The organism is Cryobacterium arcticum (assembly GCF_003185895.1).
Classification (GTDB): Bacteria; Actinomycetota; Actinomycetes; order Actinomycetales; family Microbacteriaceae; genus Cryobacterium; species Cryobacterium arcticum.
On the sequence record NZ_QHLY01000009.1, the window covers coordinates 117,228 to 133,132 of the forward strand.

13 protein-coding genes are annotated in these 15,905 nt (G+C 69.1%); 10 read left to right on the forward strand and 3 right to left on the reverse strand.

What is annotated here, in order from left to right; genetic code table 11:
• Window positions 1-83: 83 nt before the first annotated feature.
• From CTB96_RS08630 to CTB96_RS08645, 4 genes are all read left to right on the forward strand, one after another.
• Window positions 84-881: a TrmH family RNA methyltransferase gene (locus tag CTB96_RS08630; RefSeq protein ID WP_110126521.1), complete on the forward strand. Its 798-nt coding sequence runs from the start codon at window positions 84-86 to the stop codon at window positions 879-881.
• A 44-nt stretch (window positions 882-925) separates the two neighbouring features.
• Window positions 926-2,188 (forward strand): thiolase family protein, encoded by a 1,263-nt coding sequence (locus CTB96_RS08635; protein ID WP_110126522.1) that lies wholly within the window; start codon window positions 926-928, stop codon window positions 2,186-2,188.
• Window positions 2,189-2,190: 2 nt separating this feature from the next.
• Window positions 2,191-2,994 (forward strand): SDR family NAD(P)-dependent oxidoreductase, encoded by an 804-nt coding sequence (locus CTB96_RS08640; protein WP_110126523.1) that lies wholly within the window; start codon window positions 2,191-2,193, stop codon window positions 2,992-2,994.
• 204 nt (window positions 2,995-3,198) lie between these two features.
• Window positions 3,199-4,170, forward strand: coding sequence for a nucleoside hydrolase (locus CTB96_RS08645; protein ID WP_219993239.1), 972 nt, complete (start codon window positions 3,199-3,201; stop codon window positions 4,168-4,170).
• 2 nt (window positions 4,171-4,172) lie between these two features.
• Here the strand turns inward: CTB96_RS08645 and CTB96_RS08650 are convergent, their stop codons facing one another.
• On the reverse strand, window positions 4,173-4,790 hold the full coding sequence (locus CTB96_RS08650) for a TetR/AcrR family transcriptional regulator (RefSeq protein ID WP_110126524.1): 618 nt from the start codon (window positions 4,788-4,790) through the stop codon (window positions 4,173-4,175).
• A gap of 122 nt (window positions 4,791-4,912) precedes the next feature.
• Between CTB96_RS08650 and CTB96_RS08655 the strand changes: the two genes are divergently transcribed.
• The 6 genes from CTB96_RS08655 to CTB96_RS08680 all read left to right on the forward strand — a co-directional run bounded on the left by CTB96_RS08655 (window position 4,913) and on the right by CTB96_RS08680 (window position 14,415).
• Complete coding sequence (locus CTB96_RS08655) at window positions 4,913-6,433, forward strand: ABC transporter substrate-binding protein (protein WP_110126525.1); 1,521 nt, start codon at window positions 4,913-4,915, stop codon at window positions 6,431-6,433.
• Between the two features lie 99 nt (window positions 6,434-6,532).
• A complete protein-coding gene (locus CTB96_RS08660) occupies window positions 6,533-7,474 on the forward strand; it encodes an ABC transporter permease (RefSeq protein ID WP_110126526.1) in 942 nt (313 codons plus the stop codon).
• Entirely contained in the window at window positions 7,471-9,327 is a 1,857-nt protein-coding gene (locus tag CTB96_RS08665) for a dipeptide/oligopeptide/nickel ABC transporter permease/ATP-binding protein (protein ID WP_110126527.1), read from the forward strand. Before CTB96_RS08660 ends, CTB96_RS08665 begins: the two co-directional genes overlap by 4 nt.
• Complete coding sequence (locus tag CTB96_RS08670; protein WP_110126528.1) at window positions 9,324-10,184, forward strand: ATP-binding cassette domain-containing protein; 861 nt, start codon at window positions 9,324-9,326, stop codon at window positions 10,182-10,184. Before CTB96_RS08665 ends, CTB96_RS08670 begins: the two co-directional genes overlap by 4 nt.
• 124 nt (window positions 10,185-10,308) lie before the next feature.
• Entirely contained in the window at window positions 10,309-12,789 is a 2,481-nt protein-coding gene (locus tag CTB96_RS08675) for a beta-glucosidase family protein (protein WP_110126529.1), read from the forward strand.
• A gap of 12 nt (window positions 12,790-12,801) precedes the next feature.
• Window positions 12,802-14,415, forward strand: coding sequence for a glycoside hydrolase family 43 protein (locus CTB96_RS08680; protein WP_110126530.1), 1,614 nt, complete (start codon window positions 12,802-12,804; stop codon window positions 14,413-14,415).
• A 123-nt stretch (window positions 14,416-14,538) separates the two neighbouring features.
• Here the strand turns inward: CTB96_RS08680 and CTB96_RS08685 are convergent, their stop codons facing one another.
• Both CTB96_RS08685 and CTB96_RS08690 read right to left on the reverse strand, forming a co-directional pair.
• Window positions 14,539-15,366: an aldo/keto reductase gene (locus CTB96_RS08685; protein ID WP_248283290.1), complete on the reverse strand. Its 828-nt coding sequence runs from the start codon at window positions 15,364-15,366 to the stop codon at window positions 14,539-14,541.
• Window positions 15,367-15,409: 43 nt separating this feature from the next.
• Window positions 15,410-15,895, reverse strand: a complete 486-nt coding sequence (locus CTB96_RS08690) for a GNAT family N-acetyltransferase (protein ID WP_110126532.1) — start codon at window positions 15,893-15,895, stop codon at window positions 15,410-15,412.
• Window positions 15,896-15,905: the final 10 nt, after the last annotated feature.

A 15,905-nucleotide genomic window follows, 5' to 3' on the forward strand; every position in this document is an offset into this window, starting at 1 on the left:
CCTTCGCGAGCTGTGACCTAAGCACCGAAACCATGACGTTTTCGGGGTAAAGCTCACAGCTCGCGAGTTACTAGGCTTTTCGGATGCCCGTTATTGAGATTTCCGACCTGAGCGATCCCCGGTTGGGCGACTACACCCAGTCCACCGATGTGGCGCTGAAGAAGGCGCGCGGCACCGAGCACGGACTGTACATCGCCGAGTCCGCGCTGGTGCTCGAGCGGGCGTTGCGCGCCGGCCACCGGGCCCGGTCGGTGCTCACCCTGGCGAACACGCTCGACGAGGCGCGTGCCCTGGTCGGCGACGACGTGCCGGTGTTCGTGGGCCAGGGTGAGCTGCTCACCGAGCTCACCGGATACGTGTTGCACCGGGGCCTCATCGCCGCGATGCACCGGCCCGCGCTGCCCGAGCCGGCCGCGCTGCTGGCGGATGCCCGCCGCATCCTGATTCTGGAGAATGTCACCGACCCCACCAATGTGGGCGCCATCTTCCGCTCGGCCGGCGCGATCGGGGCCGACGCCATCCTGGTCACTCCCCGCTGCTCCGACCCGTTCTACCGCCGCGCCATCCGGGTGTCGATGGGCACGGTGCTGCAGGTGCCGTGGACCCGGGTTGGCGACTGGGTGAGCACCCGCGCCTTGCTCACCGAGCACGGCTTCCACGTCGCCGCGCTCGCGCTCACCGACGATGCCGTGAGCCTCCGCGACTTCCACGGCGAACAGCACGCCCGTCTCGCCCTCCTTCTCGGAGCAGAGGGGGAGGGGCTCACCGCCGAGGCTCTGGCCAGTTCGGACTCCGTGGTGCAGATTCCGATGAAGCACGGCATCGACTCCCTCAATGTGGCCGCCGCCAGCGCCGTCGCGATGTGGGCCCTCTCCGGCTGAGCCGAATCGCACGCGCGATAGGCGCACCCGCCTAGGCTGGGGTCATGAGCAATGATGCTGTCATCGTCGACGTTGTGCGCACTCCCTCCGGCCGCGGCAAGCCCGGCGGGGCGCTCTCCGGCCTGCACCCGGCCGACCTGCTCGCGGGGGTGCTGAGCGACCTGGTGCGGCGCAACGATCTCGACCCGGCGCTGATCGACGACGTGATCGGCGGATGCCTCACCCAGGTGGGGGAGCAGAACACCAACATCACCCGCACCGCGCTGCTCAGCGCCGGGTTCCCAGACTCGGTGCCCGGCACCACCATCGATCGGCAGTGCGGCTCCAGCCAGCAGGCCGCCACCTTCGCCGCGCAGGGCGTGATCGCCGGAAGCTACGACATCGTGATCGCCTGCGGCGTCGAATCGATGAGCCGGGTGCCGCTCGGCTCCGCCGGCGGCCCCACTCCGGCCGGCGGCAGCGACGCGGCCGGGCGCACCGAGGGCTGGGGTTCACCCACCGCCTGGTCCGCGGTCGCCAGCCAGGACCCGCACGGCCGGTTGATGCACGAGCGCTATCCCGCCGGCCTGGTGGGTCAGGGCGTCTCGGCCGAGCTGATCAGCGCCAAGTGGGGGCTCACCCGCACCGAACTCGACGAGTACGCCGCCCGCTCGCACCAGCTCGCCGCGGCCACCGCCGAACACGGCGGTTTCGACGCAGCCATGGTTCCGGTCACGCTGCCCGGCGGCCGGCAACTCTTCGGCGACGAGACCATCCGGCGCAGGACCACCGTCGAGACCCTCGCGGACCTGCCGCTGGCGTTCCGCACCGACGAACTCGCCGCCCGGTTTCCCGAGGTGGACTGGCAGATCACCGCGGGCAACTCGTCCCCGCTCACCGACGGCGCCTCGGCGGCCCTAATCATGAGCGCCAGCCGTGCCGCGGCGCTTGGCCTCACCCCGCGGGCCCGGTTCCACAGCTTCGCGGTCACCGGCAGTGACCCGCTGCTCATGCTCACCGGCGTGATCCCCGCCACCCGGCGGATCCTGGCCCGGTCGGGCCTCGACATCGATGACCTCGACGCCTACGAGGTGAACGAGGCGTTCGCCTGCGTGCCGCTGGTCTGGCAACGCGAACTGCACGCCGACCTGAGCAAGCTCAACGCCTCCGGCGGCGCGATCGCCCTCGGTCACGCACTGGGCTCCTCTGGCACCCGACTGCTCGGTACCCTGCTCAGCAGCCTCGAAACCGGCGGGGGCCGGTACGGCCTGCAAACCATGTGCGAGGGCGGCGGCATGGCCAACGCCACCATCATCGAACGGCTCTGACCGTGCGCATCAACGGATGCTCCGCCCTCGTCACCGGCGCCGCCTCCGGCCTCGGACTCGCCACCGCGCGAGCGCTGCAAGCGGCCGGGGCGCACGTGGTGATGGTCGACCTGGCCGGCTCCGCCGGCGCCGAACGGGCCGCCGAACTGGGCGAGCGTGCGCAGGGCGGAGCCGGATACCCGGCTATATTCCGCGCAGGGGATGTAACCGCGGAGGCCGATGTGCAGGCCGCCGTCGAGGCAGCCGGGCACCTGGCGCCGCTGCGGATCGTGGTCAACTGCGCCGGCATCGCCTCCGCCGCCCGCACGGTGGGCCGGCAGGGTCCGCAACCGCTGGCCGATTTCGAGAGGGTGCTGCGGGTCAACCTGCTCGGCACGTTCAACGTGGTGCGGCTCGCCGCTGCGGCGATGCAGGCGACCGATCCGATCGGCACCGACGACGGCGGCACCCCCGAGCGCGGCGTGATCGTGAACACGGCCTCCGTCGCCGCTTTCGACGGCCAGATCGGCCAGGCCGCCTACGCCGCATCGAAGGGCGGGGTGGCGGCGATGACCCTCCCGTTGGCGCGGGAGTTCGCCCGCACGCTGATCCGGGTGGTCACCATCGCGCCCGGCCTGTTCGACACCCCGCTCTTGCAGGGCCTCCCCGCCGAGGCCCGCGCCTCCCTCGGTGCCCAGGTGCCGCATCCGGCCCGGTTGGGCGACCCGACCGAGTACGCCGCGCTGGTGCGTCACATCGTGGAGAACCCGATGCTCAACGGAGAGACCATCCGCCTGGACGGCGGCATCCGCATGGCCCCGCAGTAGCCGCCGCAGCCCCGGGCTTGGCGGCGCTCGCAGCCGGTCGCGGCACGAGTTGCTCCCGGAGGCACGTGCACGAATGCGTGCCGTGGGGACGAACGCGTGCCGCGAGCGTCGGCGCGTCCGTGTGGTTGCGCGAATGCCGCGACCGCTGCGGGAGGCTGGCCACTACACTCGTCAGAAAATGTCCCTACCGGGAAGGCGCCAGCGTTGACATCAATCGAGACAGAGCTGCGCCGGATCGTGCGGCCGCGCGCCCGTGTGATCATCGACAACGACTTCTCGGGCGACCCGGACGGCCTCGTGCAGCTCGTGCACCATGTGTTGTCGCCGTCGGTGGAGATCCGCGCGGTCATCGGTTCGCACCTGAAACCCGGCGATGGTTTCGACCCGAGCGAGCAGACCGCGGACAACGCCGCCGCGGCCGCCCGCACCGTGCTCGAGCTGTTGGGCCGCACCGGCACGATTCCGGTGCTGGCCGGCTCGAACGTGGGCATGACCGACCCGCTGTCGCCGATTCGCTCCGCGGCGACGGATGCGATCATCGCGGAAGCCATGCGCACCGACACCGACCTGCCCCTGTTCGTGGCCTGCGGAGCGGGGCTCACCGAGATCGCGAGCGCCTACCTGCTCGAACCACGCATCGCCGCACGCCTCACCCTGGTCTGGATCGGCGGACCCGAGCACGATGGCCTGGCCGTACCGCCGCCCGGGTCGCACGGCCCGGAATACAACCTCGCCATCGACATCCCGGCCGCCCGGGTGATCTTCGACTCGTTCATGCCGATCTGGCAGGTGCCGCGTGACGCCTACCGGCAGACGCTGTTCTCCTGGGCCGAACTGCTCACGGAGGTGCGCCCGCACGGCGCCATCGGCGCGCACCTCTACGACGCGCTTGCCCGGGTCGCCGTGCTGGGCGCCGAGCACGGCTTCACCATCGGCGAGACCTACATTCTCGGCGACAGCCCGCTGGTATTGCTCACCGCGCTGCAGTCCTCGTTCGAGGCGGATCCGTCCTCAAGCGAGTACGTCACCCGGGTGGTGCCCCGCATCCGCGCTGACGGGTCCTACGACACCATTCCCCGGCAGGGCCCGCGGCCGATGCGGGTGTACACCCGGCTGGACCTGCGCCTGCTCTTCGGCGATTTCACCGCGAAGCTCGCCGCGCACGCCGCCGGCTGAGGCTAGAGCTCGACCGTGAGGAGGGGGCGCAGGTAGTTGCGCATTTCTTCGGCCATATCCAGGGCATCGCGGTTCAGCAGCCATTGCACCTGTAGGCCGTCGCTCATGGCGATCATTCCTCGCGCGGCGCTGGCCGGGTCGATGCCGGCGGCAAGCTGCCCATCCGCACGCATCGTTTCGAACGCGGCGGTGAGAAACGAGAGCACCCAGTCGTACCGGCGCACAAAATAGTCATGGGCAGGATGCTCGGGCGAGGTCGCCTCGGCGGAGAGCACGCAGTGCAGTTCCACCAGGCCGGGCACCTGGTGGGCGTTGTAATCGATCAGCCGCACGAAGCCACGGATGGTCTCGATGCTGGCCGGGGCGGAGGTGTCGACATACTCCGTCGCACGGTCATCGCGCAGCTCGAGCACGCCGGCGAGCAGCTCGTTCTTGTTGGAAAAATGGTGCAGCAGGCCGGCCTGGCTCATGCCCACGACCTCGGCGATCTCCCGGATGGAGCCACTGCGGAAGCCGTTCGTGGCGAAGACATCCATGCCGGCCTCGAGGATCTCCCGGCGCCGTCCCGCCGTCTTGGCATAGGCGCCGCGCGGCTTGCGCGCCGTTTCCGAGGTGATCATGGGGCGACTCTATCGCGCTTGGTAACAATTCGGCGAAAACCTACCGACTATTCGCTTTTCGTGTTAGCTTCGGTTTTCGAGGCGGCCCAACGACGGACTGCACGTAGCGAAAGGGAACACCGATGTTCCGATGGAAAAGCCTGACGGCCGCAGTCGCCGTTGCCGCGTTGGCTCTCACGGGTTGCTCGGCGAGTAACTCCTCGTCTGGAGAATCAGGGTCAAGCACCCTCACCCTGGGCGTCCTGCTGCCGGCCACGACCTTCGAGGCCGCCAACATGAACTTCGCCAACGAGTCCCCGTACGGGCAGGCCGTCTACGACACCCTGCTCAAGGAAGACCCGTCGGGCGAACTGCAGCCGAGTCTGGCCACCGAGTGGGCCTACGACGACACCAACACCGTGCTCACCCTCACCTTGCGCGACGACGTGACGTTCACCGACGGCACCACGTTCAACGCGGATGCCGCGGCGCAGAACCTCACCCGGTTCCGGGACGGCAGCTCGGCCAACGCTTCGTTCCTCGCCTCGCTCGGCTCCGCTGCGGCGATCGACGACACCACCGTCGAGCTCACCCTCACCCAGCCGGACCCCGCGCTGCTGCACTACCTGACCCAGAACGCCGGCATGCAGGGCAGTCCCGCCGCATTCGGTGCCGCTGACGCCGCGACCAACCCGGTCGGGTCCGGCCCGTACATCCTGGACACCGACAAGACCGTGGTCGGAACCTCATACGAGTTCACCAAGAACCCCGACTACTGGGACCCGGACAGCGTGCACTACGACAACCTGTCCCTCAAGGTCTACGCCGACACCACGTCAATGCTGAACGCTGTCAAGGGTGGCCAGATCAACGGCGCCAAGCTCGGCGACAACACCAACAACGCCGAGGTCGAAGCCGCCGGCTACACCCTCAACCCGTTCGAGCTCGATTGGACCGGCCTGATCCTCTTCGACCGTGCCGGAACCCTGAACCCCGCCCTCGCCGACGTCAAGGTCCGTCAGGCCCTCAACTACGCCATCGACGGCCCGGCCATGCTCACGGCCGTCGGCGAAGGACTCGGCACTCCCACCACGCAGATCTTCCCCGAGTCCTCCGCGGCCTACGACCCCGAGCTCGATGACCGCTACGCCTACGATCCCGACGAGGCCAAGAAGCTGCTCGCCGAGGCCGGCTACGCCGATGGACTCACCCTGGACATGCCCAGCACCTCGCTCGGCAACCCGGCGGTCTTCACCCTCATCGAGCAGCAGCTGAAGGATGTCGGCATCACGGTGAACTACACCGACACCGGCACCAACTTCATCGCCGACCTCCTCGCTCCCAAGTACGGGGTCACGTGGATGCAGCTGCAGCAGGACAACGACTGGGCTCTGATCAACTTCGAGCTCACCCCGGGTGCCACGTTCAACCCCACCAAGTACCAGGACCCGACCGTTGACGCCCTCGTCGCCACCATCGGCAGCACCACTGGTGATGAAGCGGATGCGGCGCTCAAGGAACTCAACGCCTACATCGTCGAGCAGGCCTGGTTCGCTCCCTGGTACCGCGTGCAGTCCAACTACGCGACGGATGCCCAGACCCAGGTGGAAACCCAGGTCGGCAACACCTACCCCTACCTCTGGAACTTCACCCCCGCCTCCTAGGTAGTCCGGCCGGGCCGCGCTTCCTGCGCGGCCCGGCCGTCCCGACCCGGTCCGGGCCGGTTCCCTCTCACGCTGGTTGCATAACAGTCAGGAACAACGGTGTTCAGATTCATTCTCCGGCGGCTGCTCTCGGGCATCGTCCTCCTCTTGCTCATCTCCACGATCGCTTTCTCCCTGCTCTACATCGGCGGCGGCGACATTGCCCGCCGCATTCTCGGGCAGATGGCGACCCCCGAAACCGTCGCGCAAAAGAGCGAGCAGCTCGGCCTCAACCGGCCGCTCTATGAGCAGTACTTCGACTGGCTCTCCGGTGCCGTGCGCGGCGACCTGGGCAGCTCCTGGTTCACCGGACAGCTCGTCACCGAGGGCATCACCTCCCGCCTCGCCGTGACCCTCTCCATCGTCATCGGCGCCATCATCCTCATCGCCGTCGTGGCCGTGGCGCTCGGTGTCTGGGCTGCCATCCGCGGCGGCTGGGCAGACAAGGTCGTGCAGGCCGTCTCCATCCTCGGTTTCGCCATCCCCGGCTTCCTCATCGCCCTGGGACTGGTGACTTTGTTCGCCCTCAACCTCAAATGGTTCAAGCCCACCGGTTACACCGCGTTCGCTGATTCGCCCACCGGATGGGCCGCCAGCGTCACCCTGCCGATCATTGCTCTGGCCATCGGAGGCATCGCCGGTGTGGCCCAGCAGGTACGCGGCTCCGTCGTGGATGCGCTTCGTCAGGACTACGTGCGCACCCTGCGTAGCCGTGGTCTTTCCTTCAACCGGGTGGTGTTCAAGCATGTGCTGCGCAACGCCGGCGGTCCCGCCCTCGCCGTGCTGGCCGTGCAGTTCGTCGGCCTCCTCGGCGGCGCCGTCATCGTGGAACAGATCTTCGCGATCCCCGGCCTCGGCCAGGTGTCCGTGCAGGCCACGACCCAGGGTGACATCCCCATGGTGATGGGCCTGGTGGTGGCCACCGCCGCCATCGTCGTCATCGTCAACCTGCTCATCGACCTGCTCCAGGGCTGGCTGAACCCGAAGGTGCGCCTCTCATGATCGACCTCACTCCCACCGTCATGGCGCCGGCGCTGCCCCGCGCCGCACGCCGCTCATTGTTCTCCCGCCTGCTGCGCAACCCCGTGGGCCTGGCCACGATGCTGTTCCTCACCCTGCTCGTGCTCAGCGCGATCTTCGCCCCGCTGCTCGCCCCGCACGACCCCAACTCGTCGTCCATCCAGGATGTGCTCGGCGGGCCCGCCGACGGGCATCCGCTCGGCTTCGACAGCTCGGGCCGCGACGTGTTCTCCCGCCTGATCTTCGCCGGCCGGTTCAGCCTTGCCGGCGCTGCCCTGGCCCTGCTGATCGCCCTGGTCATCGGTGTCACCGGCGGACTCATCGCCGGCTACTACGGCAAGTGGTTCGACTCGGTGTCGTCCTGGCTAACCGGCCTCCTGATGGCGCTGCCCGGCATCGTCGTGCTGCTGGCCGCCCGCTCGGTGCTCGGCCCGTCGATGTGGCTGTCCATGATGATCTTCGGCGTGCTGCTCTCGCCGGCTTTCTTCAGGCTCGTCTACGCCTCCGTCACCGCGGTGCGCAATGAGCTGTACGTGGATGCTGCCAGGGTCGCGGGCCTCGGCGACACCCGCATCATCGGCAAGCACATCCTCACCGTGGTGCGCGCCCCCGTCATCATCCAGTCCGCCATGGTGCTCGGCATCGCCATCGCCATCCAGGCCGGGCTCGACTTCCTCGGCCTCGGCGACCAGTCGATCCCCACCTGGGGCACCATGCTCAACGACGGGTTCCGCCAGATCTACAAGGAGCCGCTGCTCATCCTCTGGCCGAGCGTCGTGATCGCCCTCACCTGCGTGGCGCTCACCCTGCTGGCCAACACCATGCGCGATCTGCTCGAGCGCAGCGGCAAGGCCAAGGCCCGCCGCCGCCCGCCGCTGCGCCCTGCCGACGTGAACAAGACCGCCGCCGTTTTCCACGCCGAAGACCTCTCCTCTTCCGGACGTACCGGCGAGGTGCTGCTGGATGTGCGTGACCTCGCGATCGGCTACGACCAGCCGGACGGCACCGTGAAGACCGTCGTGCACGACGTGTCGCTCACGGTGCGCCGCGGCGAGGTGCACGGCCTGATCGGTGAATCCGGCTCGGGCAAGACCCAGACCGCCTGGTCGATCCTGCGCCTGCTGCCCGACGGCGGCCGGGTCACCGGCGGCGCGATCTTCTTCGAGGGCAAAGACCTTGCCCTGGCCTCCGAGAAGGAGATGACGAAGATCCGCGGCAAGAAGATCGCCTACATTCCGCAGGAACCGATGTCGAACCTCGACTCCGCGTTCACGATCGGCAGCCAGCTGGTCGAACCGATGCGGGTCTGCCTGGGTATCTCCAAGAAGGAGGCCACCCAGCGGGCGCTGAAGCTGCTGGCCCGGGTAGGCATCCCCAACCCGGAGCGCACCTTCGCGGCCTACCCGCACGAGGTGTCCGGCGGCATGGCTCAGCGGGTGCTCATTGCCGGCGCCGTGTCCTGCGACCCCGACCTGCTCATCGCCGACGAGCCCACCACCGCTCTGGACGTGACCGTGCAGGCGGAGGTGCTCGACCTGCTGCGTGAGCTGCAGAGCGAACTGAATATGGGTGTCGTGCTCGTCACGCACAACTTCGGCGTCGTCGCCGACCTGTGCGACCGGGTCTCGGTGATGCGCGACGGCCGGGTGATCGAAACCGGACCGGTGCGGGCCATCTTCACCCAGGCGAAGCATCCGTACACCCAGTCGCTGCTCGCGGCGATCCTCGAAGACGGCGAAGCGAGGGGGGACCTCGACGAGGGCAACTCCGGTCGCGCCGCCGCCGCCGCGCTGGCGACCCCCAGTATCTCCGACACCATTGGAGCGCAGTCATGACCGAACTTCTGCTCGACGTGAAGAACGTCATCGTCGAGTACCCGATCAAGGGGTTTCGCAAGGAGCCGTTCCAGGCCCTGAAAGGCGTCTCCCTCGACATCCGCCCGGGCGAGACCGTGGGGCTGGTCGGCGAGTCCGGCTCGGGCAAGACCACCCTGGGCCGTGCGGTGCTCGGCCTGGCACCGGTCACCGGCGGCGAGATCGTCTACCGCGGCAAGGACATCGCGCACCTCGGCCGCCGGGAGCGGAAGTCGCTCTCCAGCGAGATCCAGGTGGTCTTCCAAGACCCGTACACCTCGCTGAACCCGAGCCTCACCATCGAGCAGATCCTGGTGGAGCCGCTCACGGTGCGCAAAGTCGCCAAGAAGGATGCCTCCAAGCGGGTGCTCGACCTGCTCGACCAGGTGGGCCTCCCGAGCAACGCCGCCGACCGGCTTCCGCGGGAGTTCTCCGGAGGGCAACGGCAGCGCATCGCGATCGCCCGCGCGCTGGCGCTGGACCCGAGGCTGATCGTCTGCGACGAGCCGGTCTCGGCGCTGGACCTGTCCACCCAGGCGCGTGTGCTCGACCTGTTCAAGGAGATCCAGGAACGCACGGGCGTGGCCTACCTCTTCGTCTCGCACGACCTCGCCGTGGTGCGGCACCTCAGCCACCGGGTCGCCGTGATGTACCACGGTGAGATCGTGGAGTGGGGCGCCGGCGACCAGGTCACCGGCGACCCCGTGCACCCCTACACGCAGCGGCTGTTCCTGGCCGCGCCGGTGCCCGATCCCGACCGGCAGGAACAGCGCCGTGCGGTGCGGCAGCGCCTGATGGTCGAGCAGGAGCGCGCCGGCCTCGAGGCCGGAGCCGCCTGACCCGCACCGCCACCCGACCCACACCTGTTTCCCGTGCGGACAACTGCACCCGGTGCGCCGGGACCAATTGTCCGCACGGGTCCCCCTCACTTCGACCCCGATTCCCACGAAAGCGATTCGCACCATGACGATCTCCAACGAACTCGAAGCCGCGGTCACCACGCCCAGCTCGGATGCCAGACTCCTGGCCTTGCTCGAACAACTCACCCTGGCCGATAAGGTGCTGCTGCTCACCGGCCGCGACTTCTGGACCACTGCCCCGATCGAGAAGATCGGCCTGCGCCGCATCCTCGTCTCCGACGGCCCCAGCGGGGTGCGCGGCGAGGTGTGGGACGAACGGTCCCCGTCGCTGAACCTCCCGTCGTCCACGGCACTCGGCGCTGCCTGGGACCCGGCCATCGCCCGCCGTTACGGCAACGTTGCGGCCGTCGAAGCCCGGCGCAAGGGCGTGGACGTGGTGCTCGGCCCGACCATCAACCTGCATCGGTCGCCGCTCGGCGGCCGGCACTTCGAGGCCTTCAGCGAAGACCCGGTCCTCACCGCCCGGCTCGCCGCAGCCTACGTGGAGGGCGTGCAGGAGAACGGCGTGGGCGCCACCCCCAAGCACTACATCGCCAACGACTTCGAAACCGACCGGTTCACCGCCAACGTCGTCGTGGACGACCGGGCCCTGCGTGAGCTCTACCTGCTCGCGTTCGAGGAGGCCATTACCGAGGCGCACGCCTGGCTCGTGATGAGCTCGTACAACTCCGTCAACGGCGACACCGTCACGGAGAACGACCTGCTGGAAACCCCGCTGAACTCCGAGTGGGGCTTCGACGGCGTGGTGATCAGCGACTGGACCGCGGTGCGCAGCGTCAACAGCGCCCGCTACTCGCAGGACCTCGTCATGCCCGGACCGGCCGGCCCGTGGGGCGATGCCCTGGTCGCCGCCGTCATCGCCGGGGAGGTGGACGAAGCCGCGATCGACCGCAAGGTGCTGCGCATCCTGCGTCTCGCCGCCCGGGTGGGTGCTCTCGAGGGCTTCGAGCCCGCCGTGGCCGCACCCGTGGTCGTCGAAGACGGCATCCGCTTCGCCAAGGAGGCCGAGATCGCCGGCAGCGTGCTGGTGCAGAACAGCGGCGAGCTGCCCTGGGCCGCCGACAAGCTGACGAAGGTGGCCGTGATCGGGCACAACGCCCGGTTTGCGCGCACCCAGGGCGGCGGCAGCGCCACTGTGCTGCCCGAACGCGTGATCACCCCGATCGACGGCCTGCTCAAAGCGCTGCCTGACGCCGCGGTGACCTACTCCGTGGGTGCCGTCGTGCAGGAGGGCATCGCCGAACTGCCGTTGACCAGCATCGTCAACCCGCACACCGGTGAGCCCGGCGCCCGGGTGCGATTCCTCGACGCGGATGGCGGCGAGCTCTTTGTCGAGGACCGCCGCGCCACCGCGCTGGTCTGGTTCGGCGGCGACGCCCCGATCGCGACCTCGAAGGTGCTGGACTTCAGCACCAGGTACACGCCGGAGGCCACCGGTGAGATCCTGCTCGGCTTCGCCACCGCCGGCAACGGGCGCATCCTCGTGAACGGCGAGCTGCTGCACGAGGAGAACGTCGTTCCGGAAGGCACCGACCTGGGCGCCGCCTTCCTGTCGCCGCCTTCCGCCTCCATCGCCGTGCAGGTGACCGAGGGAGAGCCGATCGACCTCGTCGTCGAGTACGACATCACCCCGGAGGGTGCACTGATGGGTGCCCTGTCGATCACCATCGGCATCGAACCCGACCTGTCCACCCCGGATGCGCTCATCGCCGAAGCCGTCGCCGCCGCGGAGGCCGCCGACGTGGTGGTGCTCGTCGTGGGCACGAACTCCAAAGTCGAGTCCGAGGGCTACGACCGCAGCGACCTCAACCTGCCGGGCCGGCAGGATGACCTCGTGCGCGCCGTGGCCGCGGTCAACCCGCGCACCGTCGTGGTGGTCAACTCCGGCTCCCCGGTGCTGATGCCGTGGCGCGAGGACGTGGCCGCAATCCTGCTCAGCTGGTTCGGCGGCCAGGAGTACGGCGACGCTGTGGCGGCCATTCTGCTGGGCGAGGCCGAGCCGGGCGGGCGCCTGCCCACCACCTGGCCGGCAACCCTGGCGGATGTGCCGGTGTTCAACGTCACCCCCGACGATGGGGTGGTGCGCTACGACGAGGGCATCCACATCGGCTACCGGGCCTGGCTCAAGGCCGGAACCGAACCGGCGTACCCGTTCGGGCACGGCCTGGGCTACACCACCTGGAGCCTGGACGGGCTGAGAGTTGACGACGCCGCTCTGGCGAGGACCGGCATCGCGACGGCGACGGTCACCCTCACCAACACCGGCGACCGCACCGGCAAGCAGGTCGTGCAGGTCTACGCCTCCCGCGCCGACTCCGCGATCGACCGGCCGGTGCGCTGGCTGGTCGGCTTCGCGCCGGTCACGGCGGCGGCGGGGGAGACCGTCAGCGTAGACGTCCGGGTGCCGGAGCGGGCGTTCGCCGACTGGCAGGACGGCTGGCACTACGAGACCGGCGGGTACCTGCTCGAAGCGGGCACGAGCGTGGCCGAGCTGCCCCTGACCGCCGACATCACCCTGAACTGAGACGGAGCTGCCATGACCGACACCACCCAGACCGACACCACCCCACCCGCACCCGTGGAGAACACCTGGCCGAACCCTCTTATCGCCGGCTTCTACCCGGACCCCAGCGTGGTCAAGGTGGGCACCGACTACTATCTGGCCAACTCCACCTTCGAGTACCTCCCGGGCATCCCGATCTTCCACAGCACCGACCTGGTCAGCTGGACCCAGATCGGCCACGTGGTGGAGCGGCCCGGCCAGCTGGCGTCGGCGCACGTGCCGACGTTGGGCGGCGCCTGGGCCCCCACCATCCGGCACCGCGACGGCATCTTCTACGTGGTGGTGACGGATGCGATGGGCCGCGGCATGCTGATCTTCAGCACCACCGATCCGGCCGGCCCGTGGAGCGACGGCACCCTCATCGAGGGTATCCACGGCATCGACACCGACCTTGCCTGGGACGAGGACGGCCTCGCCTACATCACCTACTCCGGCCTGGACGTGACCAGTGGCGAGCTGCCCACCGGGCACAAGGGCATCCTGCAGTTCACCGTTGACCTGGCGACCGGTGTGCCGCTGTCGCAGCCGGTCTCGGTGTGGTCGGGAACCGGGCTGAAGTTTCCCGAGGCGCCCCACCTCTACCAACACGGCGGGTATTGGTACCTGATGATCGCCGAGGGCGGCACCGAACGCGGTCATGGCATCAGCGTGGCCCGCGGCGCGCGACCGTACGGCCCCTTCACCGAGGGAGCGGCGGCGGGTGGCCCGGCCAACCCGATTCTCTCCGCCCGCAGCACCGACCGGCCGATCCAGAACACCGGCCACGGCGACCTCGTGGAGACACCCGACGGCGGCTGGGCGATCGTCATGCTCGGCATGCGACCCACCGGCATGACCCAGGCGTTCTCCGCGCTCGGCCGGGAGACCTTCATCACCAGCGCCCGCTGGGAGGACGGGTGGCTCGCCGCCGACCCGGTACTGCTGAACCCCCGAGCCGGCGAGACCGTGTTCGCAGATGACTTCACCGGCCCGGCACTCGCGCCCGAGTGGATCGCGGTGCGCCGCTACCCGGCCGAGGTGTCGACCCTCGCCGTGGCGTCTGCGGAGGCGGCGGGCGGCCGTACTACCCCCGGCCGACTCGTGCTGGTGGGCGAGGGCGGAACCCTCGACGCCGAGCAGCCCATTCTCGTCGGTGTGCGCCAGCGGAACCCGTGGTCGAGCACCAGCGTTCGGGTCGGCGGTGTCGCGGGCAGCGGCGCCGGACTCGGCGGCCTGGGCGTGCGCTACGACGAGGAGCACCACTACGAAATCGAGGTGGGCAACGGCGTCGTGACGGCACGGGCCTGCGTCGCGGGCATCCGCCAGGAATGGACGGTGCCGCTGGACCCGGCCCAGATCGTGGACGGAGCGGTGACGCTGGGCCTGGACACCGTGCCGCCGGATGCATCGTCGATGATCTCCGGCCTGACCAGCGACATCGTCGTGCTCAGCGTGGGCGCCGGCGACGACCGGGTGGAACTGGCCCGCGTGGACGGCCGGTACCTCTCGCAAGAGACCGCCGCTTCTTTCACCGGCCGGGTGCTCTGTCTCTATGCGGTCACCGGCAAGGTGACCTTCTCCGCCTTCCGCTACACCGGCAGGGAGTAGCCCGACCGGGAACGCAACCCGAGCAACTGTTCCCGCATCGGACTTCTGCGGCCGGTGTGCCGGACGCAGAAGTCCGATTGAGCAACAGTCATGCTCGAGGCTCGCGCGAACCTACGCGGGCGCTCAGTGCCCGTCGACGTCGGAGTCCACGCCCACACCGGGGCCCTGGTCGAGACTCGCGATCGCCGCGAGGTCGTCGGCGTCGAGGCTGAAGTCGAAGATGTCCAGGTTCTCCCGCAGCCGGGTGGCGCTGGCCGACTTCGGGATCGCCACCAGGCCCAGCTCGACGTGCCAGCGCAGCACAACCTGGCCCGGGGTCTTGCCGTGCTTCTCGGCCAGGCCGGTGATCACCGGCTCGCCGAGCAGGGCATTGCCCTGCCCGAGCGGGCTCCACGAGGTGGTGAGGATGCCGTGTTCGGTGTCGTAGGCGCGCTGCTCGGCGCGGGGGATGTATGGGCTGATCTGGATCTGGTTCACGGCCGGCACCACATCGGTCTCGGCGCGCAACCGCTCCAGGTGCGCCGGCTTGAAGTTGGAGACGCCGATCGAGCGGGTCTTACCCTGCGCGAGCAGCTTCTCGAAGGTGCGCCAGGTCGACACGAAGAGATCCCGGCTCGGCACCGGCCAGTGGATGAGGAGCAGGTCGACGTAGTCCAGGCCGAGTCGGCCGAGCGACGCATCCAGCCCGGCGATCGCCTTGTCGTCGCCCTGGTACACGCCGTCCAGCTTGGTCGTGACGAAGAGCTCCTCGCGGGCGAGCCCGCTGTTCCGGATGCCCTCGCCCACTCCGGCCTCATTGCCGTACTTGACCGCGGTGTCGATGTGACGGTAGCCGAGCTCCACCGCCGTGACGATCACGGGGGCCACCTCGGCGTCGGTCATCGGCCACGTGCCCATGCCCAGTTGGGGGATGGTGCGGCCGTCGTTCAGGGTGAGTGCGGGTGCAGACATGAGTGCCTTTCGGAAGGGGGACGATGGCGACGTAGGGAGCCGGTCAGGCGAATTCTGCGACCTCATCGCCCACGAGGGTGAGCCGCATGAAGACACTGTGCGGATCGAGCCTGTAGTCGGCGAACGGTGGGCAGTCGGTGAAGCCATGCCGGGTGTAGAGCCGCCGCGCCGGTGCGAAGAAGTCCTCGGCTCCCGTCTCCAGGAAGAGCTGCTCCAGCCGGCGCCCGCGGGCCTCGTCCACGATATGGGTGAGGAGGAGGGTGGCGATGCCCCGGCCGCGCGCGGCCGGTGTGGTGCGCATCGACTTGATCTCACCCTGCCCATCGGCCAACAGCTTCAACGCGCCGCACCCCAGCAGCACTCCGTCCTCGCGGGCCGTCCAGAAGGTGATCTCCGGGGCGGCCAACGCCGAATGGTCCAGCGCGTGCACGCTCTCCGCCGGTGAAGTGGCGAACATGTCGGCCAGGTGCTCGTCCAGGAGGAGCCGCACATCCTCCCGGATGGGGTCGTCGCGCTCGATGTGAATCATGACGAACAAT

Bases quoted from the DNA above. Each gene is read 5' to 3' on its own strand.
- CTB96_RS08680 (WP_110126530.1), top strand. From the start codon at position 12,802: ATGACCGACACCACCCAGACCGACACCACCCCACCCGCACCCGTGGAG.
- CTB96_RS08635 (WP_110126522.1), top strand. From the start codon at position 926: ATGAGCAATGATGCTGTCATCGTCGACGTTGTGCGCACTCCCTCCGGC.
- CTB96_RS08655 (WP_110126525.1), top strand. From the start codon at position 4,913: ATGTTCCGATGGAAAAGCCTGACGGCCGCAGTCGCCGTTGCCGCGTTG.
- CTB96_RS08650 (WP_110126524.1), bottom strand. From the start codon at position 4,790: ATGATCACCTCGGAAACGGCGCGCAAGCCGCGCGGCGCCTATGCCAAG.
- CTB96_RS08630 (WP_110126521.1), top strand. From the start codon at position 84: ATGCCCGTTATTGAGATTTCCGACCTGAGCGATCCCCGGTTGGGCGAC.
- CTB96_RS08670 (WP_110126528.1), top strand. From the start codon at position 9,324: ATGACCGAACTTCTGCTCGACGTGAAGAACGTCATCGTCGAGTACCCG.
- CTB96_RS08665 (WP_110126527.1), top strand. From the start codon at position 7,471: ATGATCGACCTCACTCCCACCGTCATGGCGCCGGCGCTGCCCCGCGCC.
- CTB96_RS08690 (WP_110126532.1), bottom strand. From the start codon at position 15,895: ATGATTCACATCGAGCGCGACGACCCCATCCGGGAGGATGTGCGGCTC.
- CTB96_RS08675 (WP_110126529.1), top strand. From the start codon at position 10,309: ATGACGATCTCCAACGAACTCGAAGCCGCGGTCACCACGCCCAGCTCG.
- CTB96_RS08685 (WP_248283290.1), bottom strand. From the start codon at position 15,366: ATGTCTGCACCCGCACTCACCCTGAACGACGGCCGCACCATCCCCCAA.